Source organism: Microcoleus sp. B9-D4 (assembly GCF_036705105.1).
Classification (GTDB): Bacteria; Cyanobacteriota; Cyanobacteriia; order Cyanobacteriales; family Microcoleaceae; genus Microcoleus.
In genome coordinates this window covers 17,969-37,396 of sequence record NZ_JAUBTS010000036.1, presented here as the reverse complement: position 1 = coordinate 37,396, position 19,428 = coordinate 17,969, and the positions used below count along the sequence as shown (strand labels likewise).

The following is a 19,428-nucleotide window of genomic DNA, read 5'->3' as shown; positions in this document are numbered from 1 at the left end:
AATCTTGGGGAAAAGCTGAGTGGGTAAAAACTTCAAGTGCAGCTTGGTAATACCGAATTGCTGCTTCTAAATTCTCGCCTTTATCTCCTTTTATTTTCTTAGAGTAAGCAAGAGCCAGATTATTTTGAGTTGTTGCCCAATCTTGGGGAAAAGCTGAGTGGGTAAAAACTTCAAGTGCAGCTTGGTAATACCGAATTGCTGCTTCTAAATTCTCGGCTTTATCTCCTTTAATTCTGCCCGAGTATGCAGCAGCAAGATTATTTTGAGTTGTTGCCCAATCTTGGGGAAAATCTGAGCAGGTGAAAACTTCAAGTGCAGCTTGGTAATAGCGAATTGCCTCTTCTAAATTCTCGGCTTTATCTGCTTTAATTCTGTACCAGTAGGCATTAGCAAGATTATTTTGAGTTGTTGCCCAATCTTGAGGGAAATCTGAACGGCTGAGAACTTCAAGTGCAGCTTTGTAATAGGGAATTGCTATTTCTAAATTCTCATATTTATCTCCTTTGATTCTGTTATAGTAGACAAGAGCCAGATTATTTTGAGTGGCTGCCCAATCTTGGGGAAATGCTGATCGGGTAAAGACGGTAGCAGCAACTTCGTAACCTGCGCGTGCAATCTCCAAATTGCTGGCTATACTTCCGAAAGGAAACTGTGCAATCAAGTAGCTAAAACTGAAAATAACCCTGGCAATCGATTGCGATTCTTCTGACTCAATCTCTGATAGTGTCGCCATTGCCCAATCTCGCAACAAAAAGGCAAAAGCATCATTCAGTTTATCTAGGTTGTCTTGCAGCAGCGGGTACACCTGTTGGGTTTCACCGTTACTTTCTGCTGTTGTCCGCAATACCTCCATCAAGAAATTGAAATACACTTCTGAGGTTGCTGTTGCTGAAGAGTTGGCGATGTACTCACCCAAATGAGAAGCCCCATTTCGCAACCAAGTAGCGTTATTCTCATCCCCCTGCTGTGCCAGATAGTCAGCAACTTGTAGCATCATTTGCACTAACCCAGCATCAACCAACTCTGAGTTAGCATTCAAAATCTCTGTTGCTTCATCTTCAGTCGGACAATTGAATAACAAATAGAGCAGATGCAGATAGGCTTGACGGTGGCTTTCATCCATTGTGGGCGATATTCGGAGTAGTGATGTTATTTTCTACATCAGGATTTGCACTTTTTCGGGACGCGAAATAAAATTCCGTACAGGCGGCCTTAGTTGCTGCTACTACGCATCCAAAAACCAGACTTCGGGCAAAAGTCGGGTTTCTCAGAAATCCTGTATAATCGATCTTACCTAGCTAATTCTAATTTTGGCTCCCGCTTGTTTAAATGGTAACTAGCGCTTTCTTCGAGCAATTGACGAACAAAATTAGGTTCTTGGGAGTTCAATGAATGCAAAATATCTCGATACAAACGACAAGCATCATCATCATTTAAAATGCGGCTGTGAAGGATTCTCGTCCATTCCGAAGCAACGAGCATTAATTGCGGTACAACTGTCACAAATGCTTGAATCTGGGCTGACACATCAAAAGATTCTAGAAAATGAATCAAACCAAACATGACTTCTGGCTGTTCGCAGCGATCGTCTAAAATCAGATGTAAATCTGGCAAATCTTCATCTTGAGGACGATCTGCAAGTGAGGCTAAAGCATTTTCAAAAGCTATAACTTCATCAGGCGATCGCATCAAATTATTTGCTTTTAAAATGCTAATCCAGATATTTTCTTTCATCAACTATTACCTTCCTTGTCAAAAAATATCGACCAAGCTAACTTATTTAACCGGATAACTTCCTGTAAGCTGCGTCTAATCTCTGGGCTGTAAAGTCCCTGACGGCGATAAATCGATCGTGCATCCGCAATCTCTCTAGCTAGTGTATTTCTTGGTGAAACACTGAGATTGAGGGATTGTCCGTAAGAGATAGTTTGGCGATGACGACCTCCCTGACCGGGCATAGGGTGTTCCATCATCATAGCAATACCCATGCCTTTGGTGTAGCCAGGAACTTTTGCAGCCATAAACGCATGAGAAGGAATGTGATGCGGTGTTAGATTATCACCTCTACGTCCAGTTTCCAGCAACCGATCGTAGCGTCCGACAGCGCCTTCTCCTGGAAGTAGTTGAGGTATGTTATTTACGATCTTTTTCTCCTATGTATTTCAGCTACGCCATATTTCCTAATATTTCTGATTCATGGCTAACTATCTAACTTATCAAACAGTTGATTTAAAAAACCTAAAATTAGCATTTAATTAAATTTTATACTCTATCTGCGGAGTTTGTCAATCAAATTTTGATACTAAAAAAAGAGTGTGACACGATAGAATAGATAATAGCCATCGCGAGGCCGCACAATATGTTCAACAACACCATTACCATTCCCCAAACCTTCAAAGTAACTCACGAACAGTTCCAGCAAATTGCTGCCGTCAACCGTGAGTTAAGACTAGAGAGAACAGCTACAGGAGAATTAATTGTTATGCCCCCCACAGGAAGCGAGACAGGCAATCGAAACCTAGATATTGAAGGACAACTCTGGCTGTGGAATCGCCAAACCAAGCTGGGAGTAGCATTTAACTCTTCTAGCGGTTTTCAACTGCCCAATGGGGCAGATCGCTCTCCTGACGCCTCCTGGGTTAAATTAGAACGGTGGCAAACTCTCACACCCAAACAACAAGAAGGTTTCGCTCCCCTCTGTCCAGACTTCGTTGTAGAATTGCGTTCTAAGTCTGACAACCTGGAACCCCGGGAAAAAATGCGGGAATACATAGCAAATGGAGCTTGTTTGGGGTGGTTAATCGATCGCAAAAATAAGAAAGTCGAAATATACAGGCAGAGTCGGGATGTGGAAATATTAGATAATCCCACAACTTTGTCCGGGGAAGATGTATTGCCGGGATGTGTCTTAGATTTAACAGATGTTTGGTAGCGACAGCCAAAGATTCACCAACAGCAATATAATAAATTAGAGCAGTACGTCAATCCCAAATCTCAAATCCCATGCCCCTAACGCTTTACAACAGCTTGACCCGTCGCGAATCACCTTTTGATCCCCTCGAACCAGGAAAGGTGCGGATGTATTGCTGCGGCGTTACGGTATACGATTACTGCCACGTCGGCCACGCCCGCGCTTACATTGTTTGGGACATGGTGCGGCGTTATCTGATGTGGCGGGGATACGATGTGCGCTACGTGCAGAATTTTACAGATATTGACGACAAAATTCTCGATCGCGCCCGCGAAACAAATTCAACAATGGAAGCCGTGGCGGAACGCTTCATCGAGGAATATTTTGTAGATATGGACAAGCTGAATATTCTCAGGGCCGATGAATATCCCCGCGCCACCCACACAATCGACGGCATTAAACGGCTGATTCACGAATTAGAAAATAAAGGTTATGCCTATGCTTCTGGCGGCGACGTTTACTACAAGGTGAGGCAATTTCCCGATTATGGAAAACTTTCCGGCCGCAAGTTGGAAGAAATGCAGGCCGGGGCTAGCGGTAGATTGGAAACCGCAGAAATAGAAGCTCAAAAAAAGCAAGATTCTTCTGATTTTGCCCTGTGGAAAAGTGCTAAACCCGGAGAACCTGCTTGGGATTCATCTTGGGGAAAAGGTCGCCCCGGATGGCACATCGAATGTTCGGCGATGGTGCGCGATTGCTTGGGCGAAACTATTGACATTCACTGCGGCGGTTCCGATTTAACTTTCCCGCACCATGAGAATGAAATTGCTCAATCTGAAGCCGCGACTGGCAAGTCACTTGCTAATTATTGGATGCACAATGCTTTTGTGACTGTCAATGGCAAAAAGATGTCGAAATCTTTGCACAATTTTATTACAATTCGCGATTTGTTGGAGGGGAATTGGTCGGGTGATTTGGAATCTAACCCCCCCCAGCCCCCCCTTGGTAAGGGGGGGAGTAAGAATGAAGACTTCCTTGGTAAGGGGGGGAGTAAGAATGAAGACTCCCTTGGTAAGGGGGGGAGTAAGAATGAAGGAAGCGAGAAGTCAAAAGCGGTGGAACCGATGGCGGTGAGGCTGTTTGTGTTGATGGCGCAATATCGCAGTCAAATTGATTTTACCGAAGAGGCGATCGCCTCTGCAAAAAATGGCTGGCAGACTCTTAAAGAAAGCCTACTTTTTGGTGATTTGCACGGTTCCCAATTGGGCTGGGATTCAGATAAAATTCTGAAATTGCCCATAGGGGAGAGTGAGGCTGTACAGCAATTTAGAGCAGCGATGGATGATGATTTCAATACTCCTAATGCTTTAGCTGTTGTGTTTGAATTGGCGAAGGAATTGCGGCGCGAAAGCAATATAATTGTACATGGGGGAAAAACGGAAATGCCTTCGGAAGTGTTGCAACAAAAGTGGCAGACTCTGGTTAAGTTAGCCGAAGTTTTAGGATTTAGAAAACCCAGACTCGTCCCGGCCAGTGCGACTATAAATATCCCTTCCGCATCTTTCAGTATTAATAAATTTGAAATCATTAGCGGATTAACTGATGAGGATATTGAGGTGATGATTCAGCAGCGGAAAGATGCCCGAAAAGCGAGGGATTTTGCAGAGGGCGATCGCATTCGCAACGAACTTAAGGATCGGGGCATTACTCTGATCGATCAAAAAGATGGTACAACAATTTGGCATCGCAGTTGAAATTTAGAGTTTTTTAACCGCAGATGAACGCGGATAAACGCAGATGAAATTCCATCCGCCTTCATCTGTGTTCATCTGCTGATATATGCGGTTAAAAACTCCCCTTCACAAATTCGGCAACAGCCGCCACAAATTCTGCGGTTGATTCGTAGGGCAAAACATTGCGCCCCGGCATTAATAAACCTTCCCCATTGGGAAAATGGGCTAAATATTGCGCTAATCTTTCATCCGGTTTCTCTTCCTTACCGGCTTGACTGATGCTTGAGGCTTTTTCTCCCATCACAATGAGTGCAGGTCGATCGAACTTTTGAATCGTACCGCTATAATCCTGGCGCCAAAACCCCGCTAAAAACGAGAAAACCGCGTGCCGGCTGTCAGGATTCGCCGCCCCAGCCTGCAAAGCATCCAACCATTCGCTGTCAACTTGTGCCGCATCGCCAAACAGTTGTTTCACCGAAAAAGAACGCAAAAACTCAGCGCGTCTGGCGTAGCGGTAAAAAGCGTTTCCCAAGGGAGAATTTAACAAATTCCAGACAATTCTTTGCTGTCTTTCGGTCGAATGTTTGTTCATCACAGCCCAAGCTGGAGGCCCCGCGAGAACTAATCCGCGAATTAAATTTGAGCCGCTTTCCTGCTGCCTTTTTGCTAAAGCCAAGGCTACACATAGTAAAGCACCTTGTACGAGGACGATCGCAGGTTTTTTGACTACAGTTTCCAAGAAATACTGCAACTGTGCGGCCCAATCGTCTGGGTAGCAAGCCACAGTCGGCATTTCGCAATCGCCGCAGCCCAAAAGGTCGGGATTATAAATCGGATTACTGTTCCCTGCTTTGTACCAACTCTCACAAAATCTATGCCAAAAGATTCTTGACAAACCAACTCCTATCGGATGAATTAATAACAAAGGGATGCTATCTTCTGTCGCAGTAGTTGGGTTATAAACATCGTAAGCACAGCGATAATTTTGCCATTCGTAAAATAGCGTTGGTGATTTAATAGACGAAATAGTGGACAAATCTTGGGTTGAATATTGCGGTTGCATATTATTTTTTTGTGCCGATGTTACTTTTTATTATAAAATAAGTAGGGGCGGGTTTCACCCTAAATATTTTGGGTAAATCAAGAGTTAGATAAACCCGCCCTCTTAGACTACATTTATTATTTAATCATGTCAGAACAGCGGATAACTATTTCTTTACCTAACTTGCTGCTAATTGTAGCATCGTCCTTGCTGCTAGTGCTGCTGTGGCAATTGCGGAGCCTGCTAGTAATTCTGATGATATCAGTCGTGCTGGCTGCTTCGATCGTCCCGATCGTTAATTGGGCCCAAACGATGCGGGTTCCCCGCTGGCTGGCGGTGATTATGGTTTATTTAACTCTCATCGGCGGACTTAGTGGGACGGTAGTGTTAATCGGGCCCACGGTCATCGAACAAATAGAGTTACTGCTGCGGCAGTTACCAGTTTATGTCGAAAGTTTGCGAACTGTGGCAACTAATGTATTGAGTCGCTTGAGCGACGATGCCCCAACCTTGGTGGGTCTGGTGGACACTCAATCGCTGACTAATTGGCTGATTCGATCGAGTCAACAACTGGTTTTGCGATCGTACAGTTTAACTAGAGGAATTCTCGGCGGTTTTTTCAGCTTAGTTTTAGCATTATTTATTTCAGGTTACATGGTTGCCGACAGCGACACATTAATCAAAAGTTTGGTGCAGTTTTTCCCAAAACCTTGGGATACAAGATTAGCTGCACAAGCCGCGCCAATCGGTCAAAGAATGGGGAGTTATATTCGCGGGCGAGTGTTAGTTTCGGGCATTTTAGGGATATTTATTACCACAGGTTTAAGCATTTTGGGAATGCCGGAATTTGCTTTAGGCTTGGGTGCGATCGCAGGTGTGACAAACCTGATTCCCTTCATCGGGCCAGTATTGGGAGCAGTACCAGCATTAATTGTAGCATTAGCTAAAGGTGGCTGGGTACTTTTGTGGGTATTACTGTTATTTGTAATCATCCAAAACTTGGAAACTTACGTCCTCGATCCTTTGCTGGTTGGTTCCTCAGTTGGTGTGCATCCTTTATATCAATTGCTGTCTGTCTTGGGAGGCGTTCAAGTATTGGGAATTATTGGAGCGGTAATTGTGCCACCTTGGTTTGCGGGAGTGGCAGCTTTGATTGAGAACTTGTATTTAAAACCGAAACTTAGGAGCGAACATCGAGAGGCAATAGATCGGGCTAAAAATAATTCTGACTTGCCACCTCTTACACCTTCGGCGTGACAGCAGCTTACGCCTTGAGAATTCAACACAGTAGACTCCAATTGCAAGCATTCGCTCACCTCTGGGGAAATTATCTGCGTTTATCCGTGTTGATCTGCCTGACATCTGCGGTTGACTATCAATCAAAGATTCATGCAATAAATCTAGTATCCACAAGTCCGCTGACTAAGGACTAATTGCCACTTCAATGCGGCGGTTGCGCTGCCGATTAGTATCGGAACTATTATCCACCGAAGGGCGACTTTCCCCATAGCCGATCGCCACCCAATGATACTTCTGACCGAGTACACCCGACAAATACTGCACCACCGCCTGAGCCCGGGCAAACGACACATTGCGATTATCCGCCGCTTCCCCCGCGTCGTCAGTGTGGCCTGCAACCCGCACAGTTGCCCCCTCGTGATTGCTCAACTCCGCCACCAAATTGTCCAAAATCGCACTTGTTCCCGCGCGCAAAGAAATGCTGCCAGTATCAAACAAAACATCGCTAGGCAGAGTCACCATCAGCCCATCCCCCCCAAACACCGGATTATTGGCATTCTGTGGGGCAGTATTCACCGTTTCAGGGTTCAGACTGGGGCTGCTGCCGATCGGCGGTAAAGCAGGAACAGGACTTGCCGCCGTTTCCGGCCCCGCCAATTCCCGCGACATCAACTGCAAACGCTTTTCCAAAGTTTCCGTCGGGCGGCTGCTGCCCAACTGACTCTCCAAAGCCGCCGTGCGACCAATCAGCGCGTTGAGTTCGCCCTGCAACTGTCTCAAATCCGACTGCAATTTCTCTCTCTGGGCAGGACTGACTGTTGACTGGGGACTTGGTGTAGCGGTGGGTGGCGGGGTCGCCGGAATTGGCGTTGCTGGGGCGCGTTTCGGGCTGGAGGTCAAATTTTGAGTTACACGCAGCAATCTCTCTGCCAGCGGCATCTCCGTCGCGCCTGACGGATAAATTTGAGCGATCGCCATCCCCAAAACCCACGCAAAACCGCTGCCCACCCCCAGCAGCAGCAGTCGAAAAATCAGCGACAGTACAAGCAAACCTTTTCCCCGCGGCTTGGAGACGCGAGTGGGGGGGATTGAAGGTTTTTGGTTAAAGGATCGCGTCATATTTCATCCCTCTCGGTGTACAGACCAAATTAATTTCGATACTATAGCAATCCTTGCAGGAGTCGTAAATTTTTTACCCCACCCCAACCCTCCCCTTATCAAGGGGAGGGAGTAAGAAATTTACAAATGATGCGAGGATTGCTATATCTTACCTATCCGATTTGAAATTTTAGATTTTAGATTTTAGATTTGGCCTCCAATCTAAAATCTAAAAAAGAAACCCGGTTTCTATAAATCTGGGGTTTGGTGGCGAAGCATCGAGCCAGAAACCTGGTTTCTAGTCAGTTGCCTGCCAGCCTGAATCTGTTGGATAATGCAGTAAAACTTTTAGAAAAAAAACCGATGACTGACCCTTTAAATAGCCCTTATCCCGTTCCTTGGGAATGGATTAGTGCCACTCATGCTAAAGTGAGCTCCACTGCCGGCACAGGCCTCCGCTATTATCGCAGTCCATCCCTAGTATCAACTAACGGCCAATACGCAGCTTACAGTCGAATTGAGTTGCAAGTACAGCCGGAATTCTCCCGGTGTCGGGTTAGCAGCGTCATGTTTGTGGAAAATCTCAAAACCGGGGAACTGCAAACAGTGGCGGCTGCTTCGCCACTGGCCGAAAGTGGGATGTATGCTAGCGATGATACAGATATGTCCGGGACGATCGCCATTTTAGTGCCTGTTTCTTGGAATCAAGACGGTTCCCGCATTCTCGCCCGCGAATTTGAAGCACTTTTCAACTCTTCCGATATGTCCGACTACGGTGTCATTTGGGACAAAAATGATAATTACACTTATACCGTTGCTCCTGCTCGCAGTCTTTACACTCATGCTGTATTGTTGGGTTGGAGTCAAGTTTGTCCCGGAAAAGTTCTGTTCCGCGCAGGCAATTTGGGCGATAGATCTTGGCCTCTTTGTGCAGTTGATATGACAGGGCAAACGGTAGCAGTCACCGAGGACAAACCCCTAGTTTTCGGCAGTCAAGCCAGCACAGACTGGATCGAACCTAAAACTCGTTTTTAGATATTATGGCGGCATTTTCTTTGAGCGGGCTAACAATTTTTTTATTGTCAGGTCAGTCTTTCAACCAATTGGTTTTGACCCTGGGGCTGATAGTTCTGGCTGTTATTTCCGGTCTAACAGCTTTTATTTTTATTCGGATTTTCCTTAATTGGTTGCAGGCGAAATTGGATGGCGACCGCCATTTTATTAGACGCTCGTTCAAAATAAAGACGGGCAATTCAAGCGTTAATATTTCACAACCTGAACAGGTTTTTTTAGAACCCCGATTCGTAGAAAGTGACGGCAATTTAACTGCTACTATTTTTGCAGAAAAAAGCGATATTTTAGAAGCGCTTGATCCGGAGATAATTTGCGAAAATTCAGCAGCCGTCGCCTATCTCTATAAGCCGATCGCTCTTTGGCACGGGCGCTTAATTTTGCCGTCAAAGGAACAGCGCCAGCCCTACGGTTCAGTGTTTTTTGAAGTAATAAATGCACCAAAAAAATATAAAAACTTTATTGGCAAAACAGCATTTTTGAAATGGAGTACAAATCGCGAAGTACAGTTTTTTGTCCACGCAGTCAGTCAAGATATAAACTTCACACAACAAACGAAAAAAAGTCAAAAATCTGGCAACATCCATCCAGATAGATTGAACGGCTGGCGAAATGTCGGCCCTTTAGAAACTCTAGCAGGCAGCAGACTCGAAGACAGCGTGACTGTGATGCTACGCAGGCCCGTGATTGCGATTAATTATAGCAGCAGCGATCGCCAGGAACTCACGATCGATCGCGAACCAGTACAAATTATCGGACGTTTCTGCGCCTTAGTCACAATTTTACAGCGAAAAGAAGCCGACAGCGACAAATTTATTGTCCGGCATTTCAACAAAACATCTCAACAATTTGACGGCGCCGCCGAAATCATTCGGATTCCGCAAGTACAGCCAGACAAACATGGCGTAGCGAGGTCTACCAATCACCTAATCGAACAATCGCCATTAAATCCAGACGGTTGGTACATTTACGGCGAAAGAGACGAAGACAGTATATTGGTAGTACAGGCAATCGAACCCCGAAAAATTGCCCAATTAACACCAGATGAAACACATTTCGGACTGAAAAAATCTCTCGCTTATTTAAGCACCAAAAATTGGGAAAATACACCAGCCCAAAAAGGGCAAGCAAAAAGAGTATTGTTAACCCCAATTGATGCTACAGAAAACGCTTCAATCTCTCCTTGGCAAGAAGGAGATATCGGGATAGTGATTCACAGTTTCGGGGGTATCGGCGGCAAAAAAGGCGAACGGCAACCCCTGGGAATTGTCACCGGACATTTTGCTTTGGGAGTAGCAAAAGTAGTGCGCGATCGCTTTACCAGCGAACTGCGTTTTGACATAGAATACAAACAAGTTTACGCCCATAATCCCGACGGAATTGTTGCTGGTTCCAGCAAATGGCAAAGCTACATGGGAGACTTGCAGCGCGGCTGGTTGGGCGATCGCCCGGTTTGCGATATCATCTGTAAATTAGACTGCGTGTGTTGCGACTACGATTTTGACGGCATCACATTGTCGCCTTTAACCGAATTAAACCAGCAGCTAGATATCATGATGGCCCGCTACCGCAGCGGAGACGGCACCGGCGCAAGTTTAGTCACGCCAGCAACTTCTTGCGTCCAAGATTCAAGTCAGGCAATTTACGCGACAATTAAAAAAATAACTTCCGAAATAGAGTCAAATCCTCAGATTCAAGACTGGTTGAAAACACATCCCACCGACGCACAAACCCAAAGGTTTCACCAATTAGTAGCTTTAGGAGAGAGTTTAGAAAAAGTATTAATGCCCCTCGGCATTGTCCGTCCAGATTGGCGGAAAAATTCGAGATTAGCGGGGATTGATTCTGAACTAAAAAAAACCTTTTTTGCTGGTATAGCAACCCTGATAAAAGCTGCTATTAGTTACCGAACAATGTTGCCGAGGCGCACCCAAGATGAAATCGCCAAAGTTTTATTAAAACAGGGAGCATTTTTGTGGATAATTCGCACAAATCAAGTCGGAGGATTTGACCCAGACATTAAGCCGATCGCACCGACAGGGTTTTGAATCAGCAATCGGTTTGTAGATGATTCGGCGATTTAAATCGCTACTAGAAAAACCAAGTCTGCCTCCCCAGACTAAGAGATTGATATCATGTCCGGTCAATTACCCTGATTCCTGTAGGGGCGGGTTCACCAACAATATTTGCTAAAAACCGACAATCTCAAAAACCCGCCCCGGCAATTGTATTATGCGCGATCGATCGGACATGGTATGAGGCAGCATTTAAGCGGGATTTGGTATCCGTCAACAGTCAACCGTTAACAGTCAACAGTTAACCGTTAACAGTCAACAATCAACAATTACCAAGGAGTGACTACAACAGTGCCACCCGGTGCCAAAACTACGCGGAAATCAGCCAGCGGTTCCGCAGGTGGCCTGGTGCCAACAGGTTTGTAAAGCAACTCCGACAACGGCGTTTCGGATCGATCGACTGCTGCCGAATTTTCCGGCTTGTAACCGACAATCGCCCCGTCTGGGGCCACACTCACCCGATAAACCAACTCCGCATCAACCGGAGGCTTATCCTTCACAAATCCGTCAATTTGCTGGGAAAGTTTGCCCCTCAACAGCTCAATCTCCCCTGGATCGGTAATTGGCACGGCTGCTGCTTCAGGGCTTGCCAAACCTTCAGCAACAGGAGTGGGCGTGCTTTCCGGCGAAGTGCTCGACTGCGGTGTGGCCAACGGTGAAGCGTCCGGCTGCGGGGCGGGGATCGGAGTCGGCGAAAGCGATTCAGCGTTCGGAGTTTGAGTCCCAGGCAGTAAACCGTCCGCAGGAGGCGTGGGATTGGGATTAGGCGAACCCGATCCGCCCGGATTCGCCGTCCCCTGATTCTGGCCCGCAGGATTGGGCTGCGGCACCGGATCTCTCTGGCGCTGGACTTCCGGCACCGGCACCAAGAAAAACGCCATCGCAGCCAAAGCCAAACTCGACACCCCCACGACAGCAGGTAAAGTCCGCTTCGCCAAAGGTTCGGCCGACTTGATATAACGCCTGGAAATTGGGGTTAATTGCAGCGACAATTCCGGCAGTGTCTGCGTGTCGGCAAAAAACTGATCGATCGCCTCTACCAAGTCAAATAGCTGTACCGTCGTCAAATCAACTTTTGCCGACAGTTCTGTTTTTTGATCGATTTGGGTGGCGCTGCCTGTGGAGGCGGGTAGAATGGTCAACCGATGCACATTCCCGTCAATTCTGTGCAACTGTACCATACCCAAATTCGGGCCGTAGCGATCGGGATAATGCACTCCGCTCATAAATTCTTGAGCGTAGCTGCTGACGGCCCTCACCAAGCTTTCAAAAAACTCCCGTCCCCCGCTTAGGGGTTCGCCGATACCGGTCACATAGCATTCAGCGCTCATTAATATGGAAAGCACCGGCCGTATATCTAACTGGCTGGCTGCCGATCCATCGCTCAACCCTTCTAGAACCAGGGTGCAATTTGGCAGACTGTACTGACGCCTAATAGTCATTTTTTATTCAACTTCTCCATCAAACAGGCTAACCCAGAAGCGCTGCATTCCGGCTGTGCCTGTACAAAATAGCAGTTTGCTCAACAAGTTCAAAGCTAGTTCGTTGAGCTTGTCGTCGGAATCGTAAGCTGCAACTAGCGATCGCTTGGGGTTCATGCGCGATCGAAAGTGAGCTCGAAAGCGTTCTAAATACTCCGCCAGCGGCTGGTTCTGGTTGAGGGGGATATTTTTCGATCGCAACTGCTGGGAGTCTAGCAGCAACTGCCGAATTGTGGCGGTTAACTTACGCGCCATATTACAGGCGATCGCCACCAGCGCTTTTGCCTCCACAATGGTAAGGGAGCGGCGCTGGGTATAGCGTCTCAGCGGGTTAGTATTACGCATCAGCCAAAGGGCAACCCGATTTTTGATAATTGATTCCAATTCCAGGTCCTTTGACACAGCCAGCATTTCTTCGGCACCTCCGAGATACAAGGCTTCGATCGCCAGCAACATCAAGTCAATTTGCAATCTGGCTCGGCGGGGACATCCCCCATCGGAGGGCGACAAGTCTGGCAAACTGTCTAAAATTAACGGGTTTGACTGGGTAAGCGAAGTTTCTGACGGCATTAATATCACGGCAACATCCATTCCAAACAAACTATACGGGCACGGGGGGTCTTGAGCAAGACAAATTCTCAACCAAGAACTTCTCTGGGATACTTTATTTTTATCATTGACTTTTAGGTATATTTTCTAATTTAGCAGCAACCGACCGTCGCGGGCGAGCTCCGGCGGCAGGAGTTCGATCGCCCACTCCCCTACCCCCGCCGCCGCTTTGTGATTCCTTGCTTCATGAGGGGAGAATCGGAAAGCGACAAAGAATTACCCATTCCCCATTTCTTATTCTCTATTGGGATCAATCAATGTTCCTGCTTCTGGGGTTGCACCGCCGCTTCTCTTTGAGCCGTAAAATCAGTAGCCGCCGTCTTATCAGTTAGACTAATTTTTCCCTTGAGGCTTTCTTGCTCCACAATTCCGCGCATTTTAACAGAACTGTTTTGACCGGTTGCTGTGGAGTCCCTGCAACCCGCTAAATTAGGAACCGCACCCGACAAGTTCAATCCTTGAGTTTCCCACTTACCAAATAGAGAAGGTTTCTCCTGGGCTGTTTTTTCCCTGCCCTCCCTGCTGCCCGATCGCAAATTACCGCTCAAATAAACACCCGATTGCTCGATTGTCAATACCAAAACATCAGAATTCAGACATTCGGGCAAACTGTTAGGATCGAAGCGATAATTTCCTGCAATTGCCGGGGCAGCCTTTAAATTTGCTTCGCCGTAAGCAGTTACTACTTTAAACAGCAGTGCAACTGAGCCGATCGCAATGCCGTAAAATGCCAGTGATTTGAGGCTTAAATGATTCATCATCTTGGTAATTAATAATTGGGCATTGGGCATTGGGCATTGGGCATTGGGCATTGGTACTAACTCACAAATAACCAATCACCAATAACTAATAACAACAGTCAACAGCCAACAGTCAACAGTCAACAGTCAACAGTCAACAGTCAACAGTCAACTGACTACCTTTGAGGAAGTACCGATGCCAAGTGCGATCGCACTCTAACGTAGCACCGCGCAATCAGCAGCGAAGAATGACACTGCACAGCCAATTCATCAGTATACTGTCCCAAAGTTTGGCGCTCAATTCCCCACTCCCGACTCGTACCCGCAATAGTTAAATCAGCATTAGCAGAAGCCGCCACCACTGCTTGAATGGGCTCAGCAGCCTCCACAATCGGAGTTTCAATTCGCGATCGTACCTCAACCGGTAACTGCTCCATCACTCGTTGAAACTCGTAACTCAGCTCGTTTCCAGCTTCCCCGTCAACCGCCACCCGTAGCACTGTCAAACGGCGTTCCTCACTATTAACTAACAGTCTCAGCGCCAATTCTAACCCCAAATCATCGTGAATGTTTGCCGCGTAAGGTACTAACAAGTTATTCAACCTTTCCCTGCCTCTGTCAACAAAAATTGCTACATCCACCTTAGCGTTGCTGAGAATTTGGCCGACACGTCCTCCCAAACGGTTGCTGCTAAAAGTAGGTCTGTGCCATCCTACTAAAATCAAATCCGCGCGATCTATTTCCGCAATTTGTGCCGTTTCCCTGGCAACATCATTAGTAACCCGAATGATGGGATGTACCAATTTTTGGGCCTCCGGCAGTTCCAGACTCTCAATCAATTCTGATAATTTCGAGCGGCGTTCTTGAATAATGCGATCGGCTTCCGCAGGCGTACTTTCAAAGGCATAGTCATCATTTAATTCTATCAAACTCAGAGGATGAACCGCCGCCGACTGTAAATCCTCACCACCCATACCAGCAGCCGGCTGCGCCAGCGCTACCGCTAGTTGCAGTAAACCTTTCTGCGTGCTGGGATTGGCAACAGGTACTAAAATCCGATAAGTGGGCAGCAATTTGTTAGCAGTTTCTTCGCTGCTACCGGCAATTGGTGAATCTTCTAATTCAGAATCCTCAGAGTTAACTTCGGAAATATCTAATCTAATTAACCGTTTTGGATAAGTCCACTCCAACAGAGGCGAAGTCATAAAAGTTGTCACTAAAGCCATGATGACTAACATCGTAAATAGCAGCGGCGAAACTACGCCCAAGGAAAGACCGATATTCAGCACAATTAGTTCAGTCAAACCGCGAGTATTCATCAGCCATCCCAGCGCTGAAGCTTCGCGGTTGCTGATGCCACAGACTCTGGCAGCAACGTAAGTGCCGACGTATTTGCCGACAATTGCCACTCCCAAAACTGCGGCGCACAGCAGCCACAATTCGGGACTGTTGAGCAAGCCGATTTCAGTCCGCAAGCCGCTATAAGCAAAAAATATTGGCAGCAGAAATATTAGTACAAAGTCTTCGGTTTTTTCTGCTAATTCTCTGGTTAATCCCGCATTTTTCGGCATGGCAGCACCAAGCAAAAATGCACCGAAAATTAAATGAATTCCGATCAATTCAGTAATTAAGGCAGAAGCTACAACTCCCATGTAAATTCCCGAAAGCACTAACTGTGTTAATCTGCCAGTGCGGTTGTAGTGTTTGGAAAGTCGCTGCAAGAACCAGCGGACTACAGTCAGCATGAAACCGATGTAAATTAAAGACTCAATAATTGTCGGCAAAGCACCGATCATCGAATTAGTACGAGTAACTGCGATCGCCACCGCTAACAAACACCACGCCGTCACGTCGTCTACCGCAGCGCAAGTCAGGGCCAGCGTCCCCAATTTTGTATTCTGCAAGTTGTGTTCTGTAATAATTCTTGCCAGCACCGGAAAGGCAGTAATTGACATCGCAGCGCCCAAAAACAAAGCAAAGGCGGTAAAGGAAACGCTATTATTTGAAACGATGGGATACAGCAGCAGTGCTAGGATGCTTCCCAGGGAAAACGGCACTAGAATGCTGACGTGGGAAGTTAAAATCGCTATATCTAAATTGCTTTTGAGGTACTTGGGATTCAATTCCAAACCAATCAAGAACATGAAAAAGATCAGCCCCACCTCAGACAATACGTTGAGGAAGGGAACGGCTTCGGCTGGAAAAAGTGCTGTTGCTAAATCTGGTGCAACTAAGCCAAATAGAGAAGGCCCAAGCATAATTCCTGCGACAATTTCTCCAATGACTTGAGGTTGTTTTATCGCTCGAAATCCTAAACCTACAAGTCTCGAAAGTGCGATAACAATTAGAACTTCAAGCAGGACGAGAATGGGTATGGGCATGGCGTTTTTAGCTTGGGGATTTTTGCGGATCTAGAGGGCAGGGTAGTAAAGCTGACTGAATTGCCGATCGAAAACAATGGATACCAGCTCGATCGAAGGTAGAAGGCACAAGAGGCGCACCAACAACGCCATTGTCTCACAAGCGAACAAAGGCTTTGGCAACCGATACTTTTTTGCTAACAAATGCTAACAAACACATAAATTAAGAGAATCTCTTAACAAAGGGGTATCACCCAATGCCCGAAGGAAAATCCCACGAGCACCATTCAAATCCCGATCCATCTTTAATCCAGTGGCTGCGGACTTAATAGTTCTAGCACTACCTAGATTTTGGAGAATTTCGCCAGTCCATGACACAGTTTTCGACGTATATGCTTCGTTGCAATCAATCACAACTTTTGAGTTTTCCCAAGCTTTCCACTTGAGGAAAGTTTTAAACTCGTAATGACTTAAGGTCAACATTTGTCGCACCGTTTTATTTCTCAACTTACGGCGTGACTTAGACACCATTTGAGAACTCTCGAACGTGGGCAACAGAATCACATCAAAATTATCGACTAAAAACCTAGCTACTTTGTGATGTAATTCTTTAACCAAATGTTGGATTTTACAACGAAGCCTGCTAGCTGCCTTCTTGAATCTTCTTTTTGGTCGGCTAGGAGCTTGAGAAATTTTTGACACTAATTTGTCCAACCGGAAACACAATTTCTGGATGTGCAAATTAGAATCTTTTCCTAGCCACCCATAAGAATTTTCAGAGAAAAACGTCATGAACGTGCGGACACCGGGATCTAAGGCAACCAGCCGACCTTGTTTATCGGTCTTAACTTGTTGCACTTCTTCAGAAACAACTAGGTAATACTCGCCATAGGCAAGAGTCAACCTACCATCAGTGAAATTTCTAGGCAAGGATTCTGTTAACTGACACTTGCCCAAAATCGAATGGTAGACACCACAATCTTTTATGGCAGACTTTGGCACATAGATAGATTGCTTGGTGTCTTTTCTACTCCGAAATTTACATTTACGGATTTGGCCGTCTTTTTTGAAACCCTGTTTAGCTGCTTTCACAGTTGAGCAAGCATCTTTGATGGCAATCGACTTGATTTGGAAAGGTACAGGTTTTGCCCATTCTGGCAAACTGTTGAGTATTCCAGTTTTGATTGTCATCCAGCTAGCTTTTGTGCCTGGTTCTTGAAGGTATTTGATAGTCGTGTTGTAAACAAAACGACTCACCCCAAACCACTGCTTGATTAGCGCCTTTTGTTCAGGATTTAGGAATAGACGGATCTTCCTTGATTTTCTTGCTGTAACTCCTGAGTCCGTGCATTCTGCCACTGAAGACGTGAAGGATGGCAAGAAGATCGCTTGTGAGTTCGGTTTCTGGGCAGTAAACAGTTCGGTCGAGAACCAAGATTTGTCCACCGTTTTGCCCGGCCATGAACTCGAAAAGTTCAAATCCGAATCTGCACAATCTGTCGCGACAGGCAACCACAATCGTGAGCTGTTCGCCGCGCATAAATCTGACCAGTAGGGCTTGCAATCCTTTCCGCTTGAAATTGAGTCCCGACCCGATATCTTGGATGATTTCGGCGTCGGGGTATTGTTGTCGCATGAATTCAACTTGTCGAGCCAGATCATCTCGCTGTTTGGAGGAACTGACGCGACAGTAGCAAACAAAGGTAGTTCTAGTTGCACCGCGTTGATAGGATTCGACATCGTAGAGTCGTTGCCCTGCTTCGTTTTTGATGCTTTTGATTTTCCCTTCGTCTGCATATTTTCTTAGGGTGTGTGGATGCAAGCCCAGAAATTTGACTGCTTTTCTGAGTGGTACGTAAGCCATACAGCAAATAGTAGCATATATTAGCAAATATAAGCAAAATATTTACTGTGCGCTAACCTCCCACCTGGATTTTTCGTTTTTTACAAGCGCTTGCAAGTAACTTTAACCGCAGCGTGCGTACCCCGCACCCAACCCGCGCCCTAAATCTCACCGTAGGGTGCCAAGCCAACCCTACGGATATCAGATTGTCAGCAAAAGTAGCACGCGCTGTGATAAACTAGAAAAGTTGTTTAAATTCGCACATCCGGGTTTTCGGGTGTTTCTAGGGCGCAAACCTTCAGAAATACGACCGGGTGGAGGATTAACCCGAATTAGGAGTTAAAAATACAATGCCAGTAGTCAGTTTGGCTCAAATGTTAGAGTCAGGGGTTCACTTCGGACACCAAACCCGTCGGTGGAACCCAAAAATGTCTCCATACATTTTCACAGAGCGCAACGGGGTTCACATCATCGACCTCGTGCAAACCGCTCAGCTTATGGAAGACGCCTACGAGTACATGAGAGTTGCCTCAGAAAAAGGCAAAAAGTTTTTGTTCGTGGGTACGAAGCGCCAAGCTGCCGGGATTGTAGCCCAAGAAGCTCAACGCTGCGGTGCTTATTACGTCAACCAGCGCTGGCTGGGGGGAATGCTCACCAACTGGACGACGATTAAGTCCCGCGTGGAGCGCCTCAAGGATTTGGAGCGTCGCGAGGAAATCGGCGCTCTCGATTTGCTGCCGAAAAAAGAAGCTTCGGTACTGCGCCGAGAAATGGCAAAACTCCAGAAATATCTGGGCGGGATTAAATCTATGCGGAAGATTCCCGACGGAGTGGTGCTGGTAGACCAACGCCGCGAGTATAATGCGGTCTTGGAATGCCAAAAGTTGGGAATTCCGATCGTCTCTCTGTTGGATACCAACTGCGACCCGGATTTGGTTGACATTGCGATTCCGGCGAATGACGATGCTATTCGATCGATCAAGCTGATTGTCGGCAAGTTGGCTGATGCCATCTACGAAGGTCGTCACGGTCAGCAGGGCGGTGACTCTGAGGAAGACTACGACTACGAAGGTGGCTACGAAGGCGCTGAATATGATGTCGAAATCGAAGAATTGGATGACCCCGATTATGTAGATCCCGACGACGCCGCTGACGCTGACGGCGAAGAAACCGAGAGCTAGTATTGCCCTCGGAATCTGACACCAGGAAATTAAAAATTAAAGATT

At 46.5% G+C, this 19,428-nt stretch carries 17 protein-coding genes; 6 read left to right on the top strand and 11 right to left on the bottom strand.

Features of this window, described 5'->3' with window-relative positions; all coding sequences use genetic code 11:
• The 3 genes from QUB24_RS20540 to QUB24_RS20530 all read right to left on the bottom strand — a co-directional run.
• A partial coding sequence (locus tag QUB24_RS20540) for a tetratricopeptide repeat protein (RefSeq protein ID WP_333155052.1) occupies nt 1–1,123 on the bottom strand: 1,123 nt, incomplete at its 3' end.
• Nucleotides 1,124–1,290: 167 nt separating this feature from the next.
• Nucleotides 1,291–1,734 (bottom strand): Imm30 family immunity protein, encoded by a 444-nt coding sequence (locus tag QUB24_RS20535; protein WP_333155051.1) that lies wholly within the window; start codon nt 1,732–1,734, stop codon nt 1,291–1,293.
• Nucleotides 1,734–2,021, bottom strand: a complete 288-nt coding sequence (locus tag QUB24_RS20530; protein WP_333155050.1) for a hypothetical protein — start codon at nt 2,019–2,021, stop codon at nt 1,734–1,736. Before QUB24_RS20530 ends, QUB24_RS20535 begins: the two co-directional genes overlap by 1 nt.
• Nucleotides 2,022–2,359: 338 nt before the next feature.
• On the opposite strand from QUB24_RS20530, the gene QUB24_RS20525 reads away from it, so the two are divergent.
• Together QUB24_RS20525 and cysS are read left to right on the top strand one after the other, a co-directional pair.
• Nucleotides 2,360–2,932, top strand: a complete 573-nt coding sequence (locus QUB24_RS20525) for a Uma2 family endonuclease (RefSeq protein ID WP_333155048.1) — start codon at nt 2,360–2,362, stop codon at nt 2,930–2,932.
• Between the two features lie 71 nt (nt 2,933–3,003).
• A complete protein-coding gene (gene cysS, locus QUB24_RS20520) occupies nt 3,004–4,665 on the top strand; it encodes a cysteine--tRNA ligase (protein WP_333155046.1) in 1,662 nt (553 codons plus the stop codon).
• 91 nt (nt 4,666–4,756) lie between these two features.
• Here cysS and QUB24_RS20515 read toward each other — a convergent pair whose 3' ends face one another.
• Nucleotides 4,757–5,707: an alpha/beta hydrolase gene (locus QUB24_RS20515; RefSeq protein ID WP_333155045.1), complete on the bottom strand. Its 951-nt coding sequence runs from the start codon at nt 5,705–5,707 to the stop codon at nt 4,757–4,759.
• A 126-nt stretch (nt 5,708–5,833) separates the two neighbouring features.
• Here QUB24_RS20515 and QUB24_RS20510 point away from each other — a divergent pair, with 126 nt between their 5' ends.
• Entirely contained in the window at nt 5,834–6,943 is a 1,110-nt protein-coding gene (locus QUB24_RS20510) for an AI-2E family transporter (protein ID WP_333155043.1), read from the top strand.
• A 165-nt stretch (nt 6,944–7,108) separates the two neighbouring features.
• Here QUB24_RS20510 and QUB24_RS20505 read toward each other — a convergent pair whose 3' ends face one another.
• Nucleotides 7,109–8,044, bottom strand: coding sequence for an OmpA family protein (locus tag QUB24_RS20505; RefSeq protein WP_333155042.1), 936 nt, complete (start codon nt 8,042–8,044; stop codon nt 7,109–7,111).
• A gap of 342 nt (nt 8,045–8,386) precedes the next feature.
• Here QUB24_RS20505 and QUB24_RS20500 point away from each other — a divergent pair, with 342 nt between their 5' ends.
• Nucleotides 8,387–9,058 carry a hypothetical protein gene (locus tag QUB24_RS20500; protein WP_333056017.1) on the top strand — a complete coding sequence of 224 codons (672 nt, stop codon included), beginning with the start codon at nt 8,387–8,389 and terminating at the stop codon, nt 9,056–9,058.
• A 5-nt stretch (nt 9,059–9,063) separates the two neighbouring features.
• The gene (locus tag QUB24_RS20495) at nt 9,064–11,142 is read left to right on the top strand and encodes an abortive infection protein (RefSeq protein WP_333155040.1); all 2,079 of its coding nucleotides are present in this window, start codon (nt 9,064–9,066) and stop codon (nt 11,140–11,142) included.
• Between the two features lie 296 nt (nt 11,143–11,438).
• Here the strand turns inward: QUB24_RS20495 and QUB24_RS20490 are convergent, their stop codons facing one another.
• The 6 genes from QUB24_RS20490 to QUB24_RS20465 all read right to left on the bottom strand — a co-directional run bounded on the left by QUB24_RS20490 (nt 11,439) and on the right by QUB24_RS20465 (nt 18,223).
• On the bottom strand, nt 11,439–12,611 hold the full coding sequence (locus tag QUB24_RS20490) for a DUF4335 domain-containing protein (RefSeq protein WP_333155039.1): 1,173 nt from the start codon (nt 12,609–12,611) through the stop codon (nt 11,439–11,441).
• 3 nt (nt 12,612–12,614) lie between these two features.
• Nucleotides 12,615–13,241, bottom strand: coding sequence for a DUF3038 domain-containing protein (locus QUB24_RS20485; protein WP_333155037.1), 627 nt, complete (start codon nt 13,239–13,241; stop codon nt 12,615–12,617).
• 272 nt (nt 13,242–13,513) lie between these two features.
• Nucleotides 13,514–14,071 (bottom strand): hypothetical protein, encoded by a 558-nt coding sequence (locus QUB24_RS20480; RefSeq protein WP_333155036.1) that lies wholly within the window; start codon nt 14,069–14,071, stop codon nt 13,514–13,516.
• A gap of 104 nt (nt 14,072–14,175) precedes the next feature.
• Nucleotides 14,176–16,380, bottom strand: a complete 2,205-nt coding sequence (locus QUB24_RS20475) for a cation:proton antiporter domain-containing protein (RefSeq protein ID WP_333155034.1) — start codon at nt 16,378–16,380, stop codon at nt 14,176–14,178.
• Nucleotides 16,381–16,566: 186 nt separating this feature from the next.
• On the bottom strand, nt 16,567–17,718 hold the full coding sequence (locus tag QUB24_RS20470; RefSeq protein ID WP_333155033.1) for a transposase: 1,152 nt from the start codon (nt 17,716–17,718) through the stop codon (nt 16,567–16,569).
• Entirely contained in the window at nt 17,648–18,223 is a 576-nt protein-coding gene (locus QUB24_RS20465; protein WP_333155031.1) for an IS607 family transposase, read from the bottom strand. Before QUB24_RS20465 ends, QUB24_RS20470 begins: the two co-directional genes overlap by 71 nt.
• A gap of 329 nt (nt 18,224–18,552) precedes the next feature.
• On the opposite strand from QUB24_RS20465, the gene rpsB reads away from it, so the two are divergent.
• Nucleotides 18,553–19,383 (top strand): 30S ribosomal protein S2, encoded by an 831-nt coding sequence (rpsB, locus tag QUB24_RS20460; RefSeq protein ID WP_006635115.1) that lies wholly within the window; start codon nt 18,553–18,555, stop codon nt 19,381–19,383.
• Nucleotides 19,384–19,428: the final 45 nt, after the last annotated feature.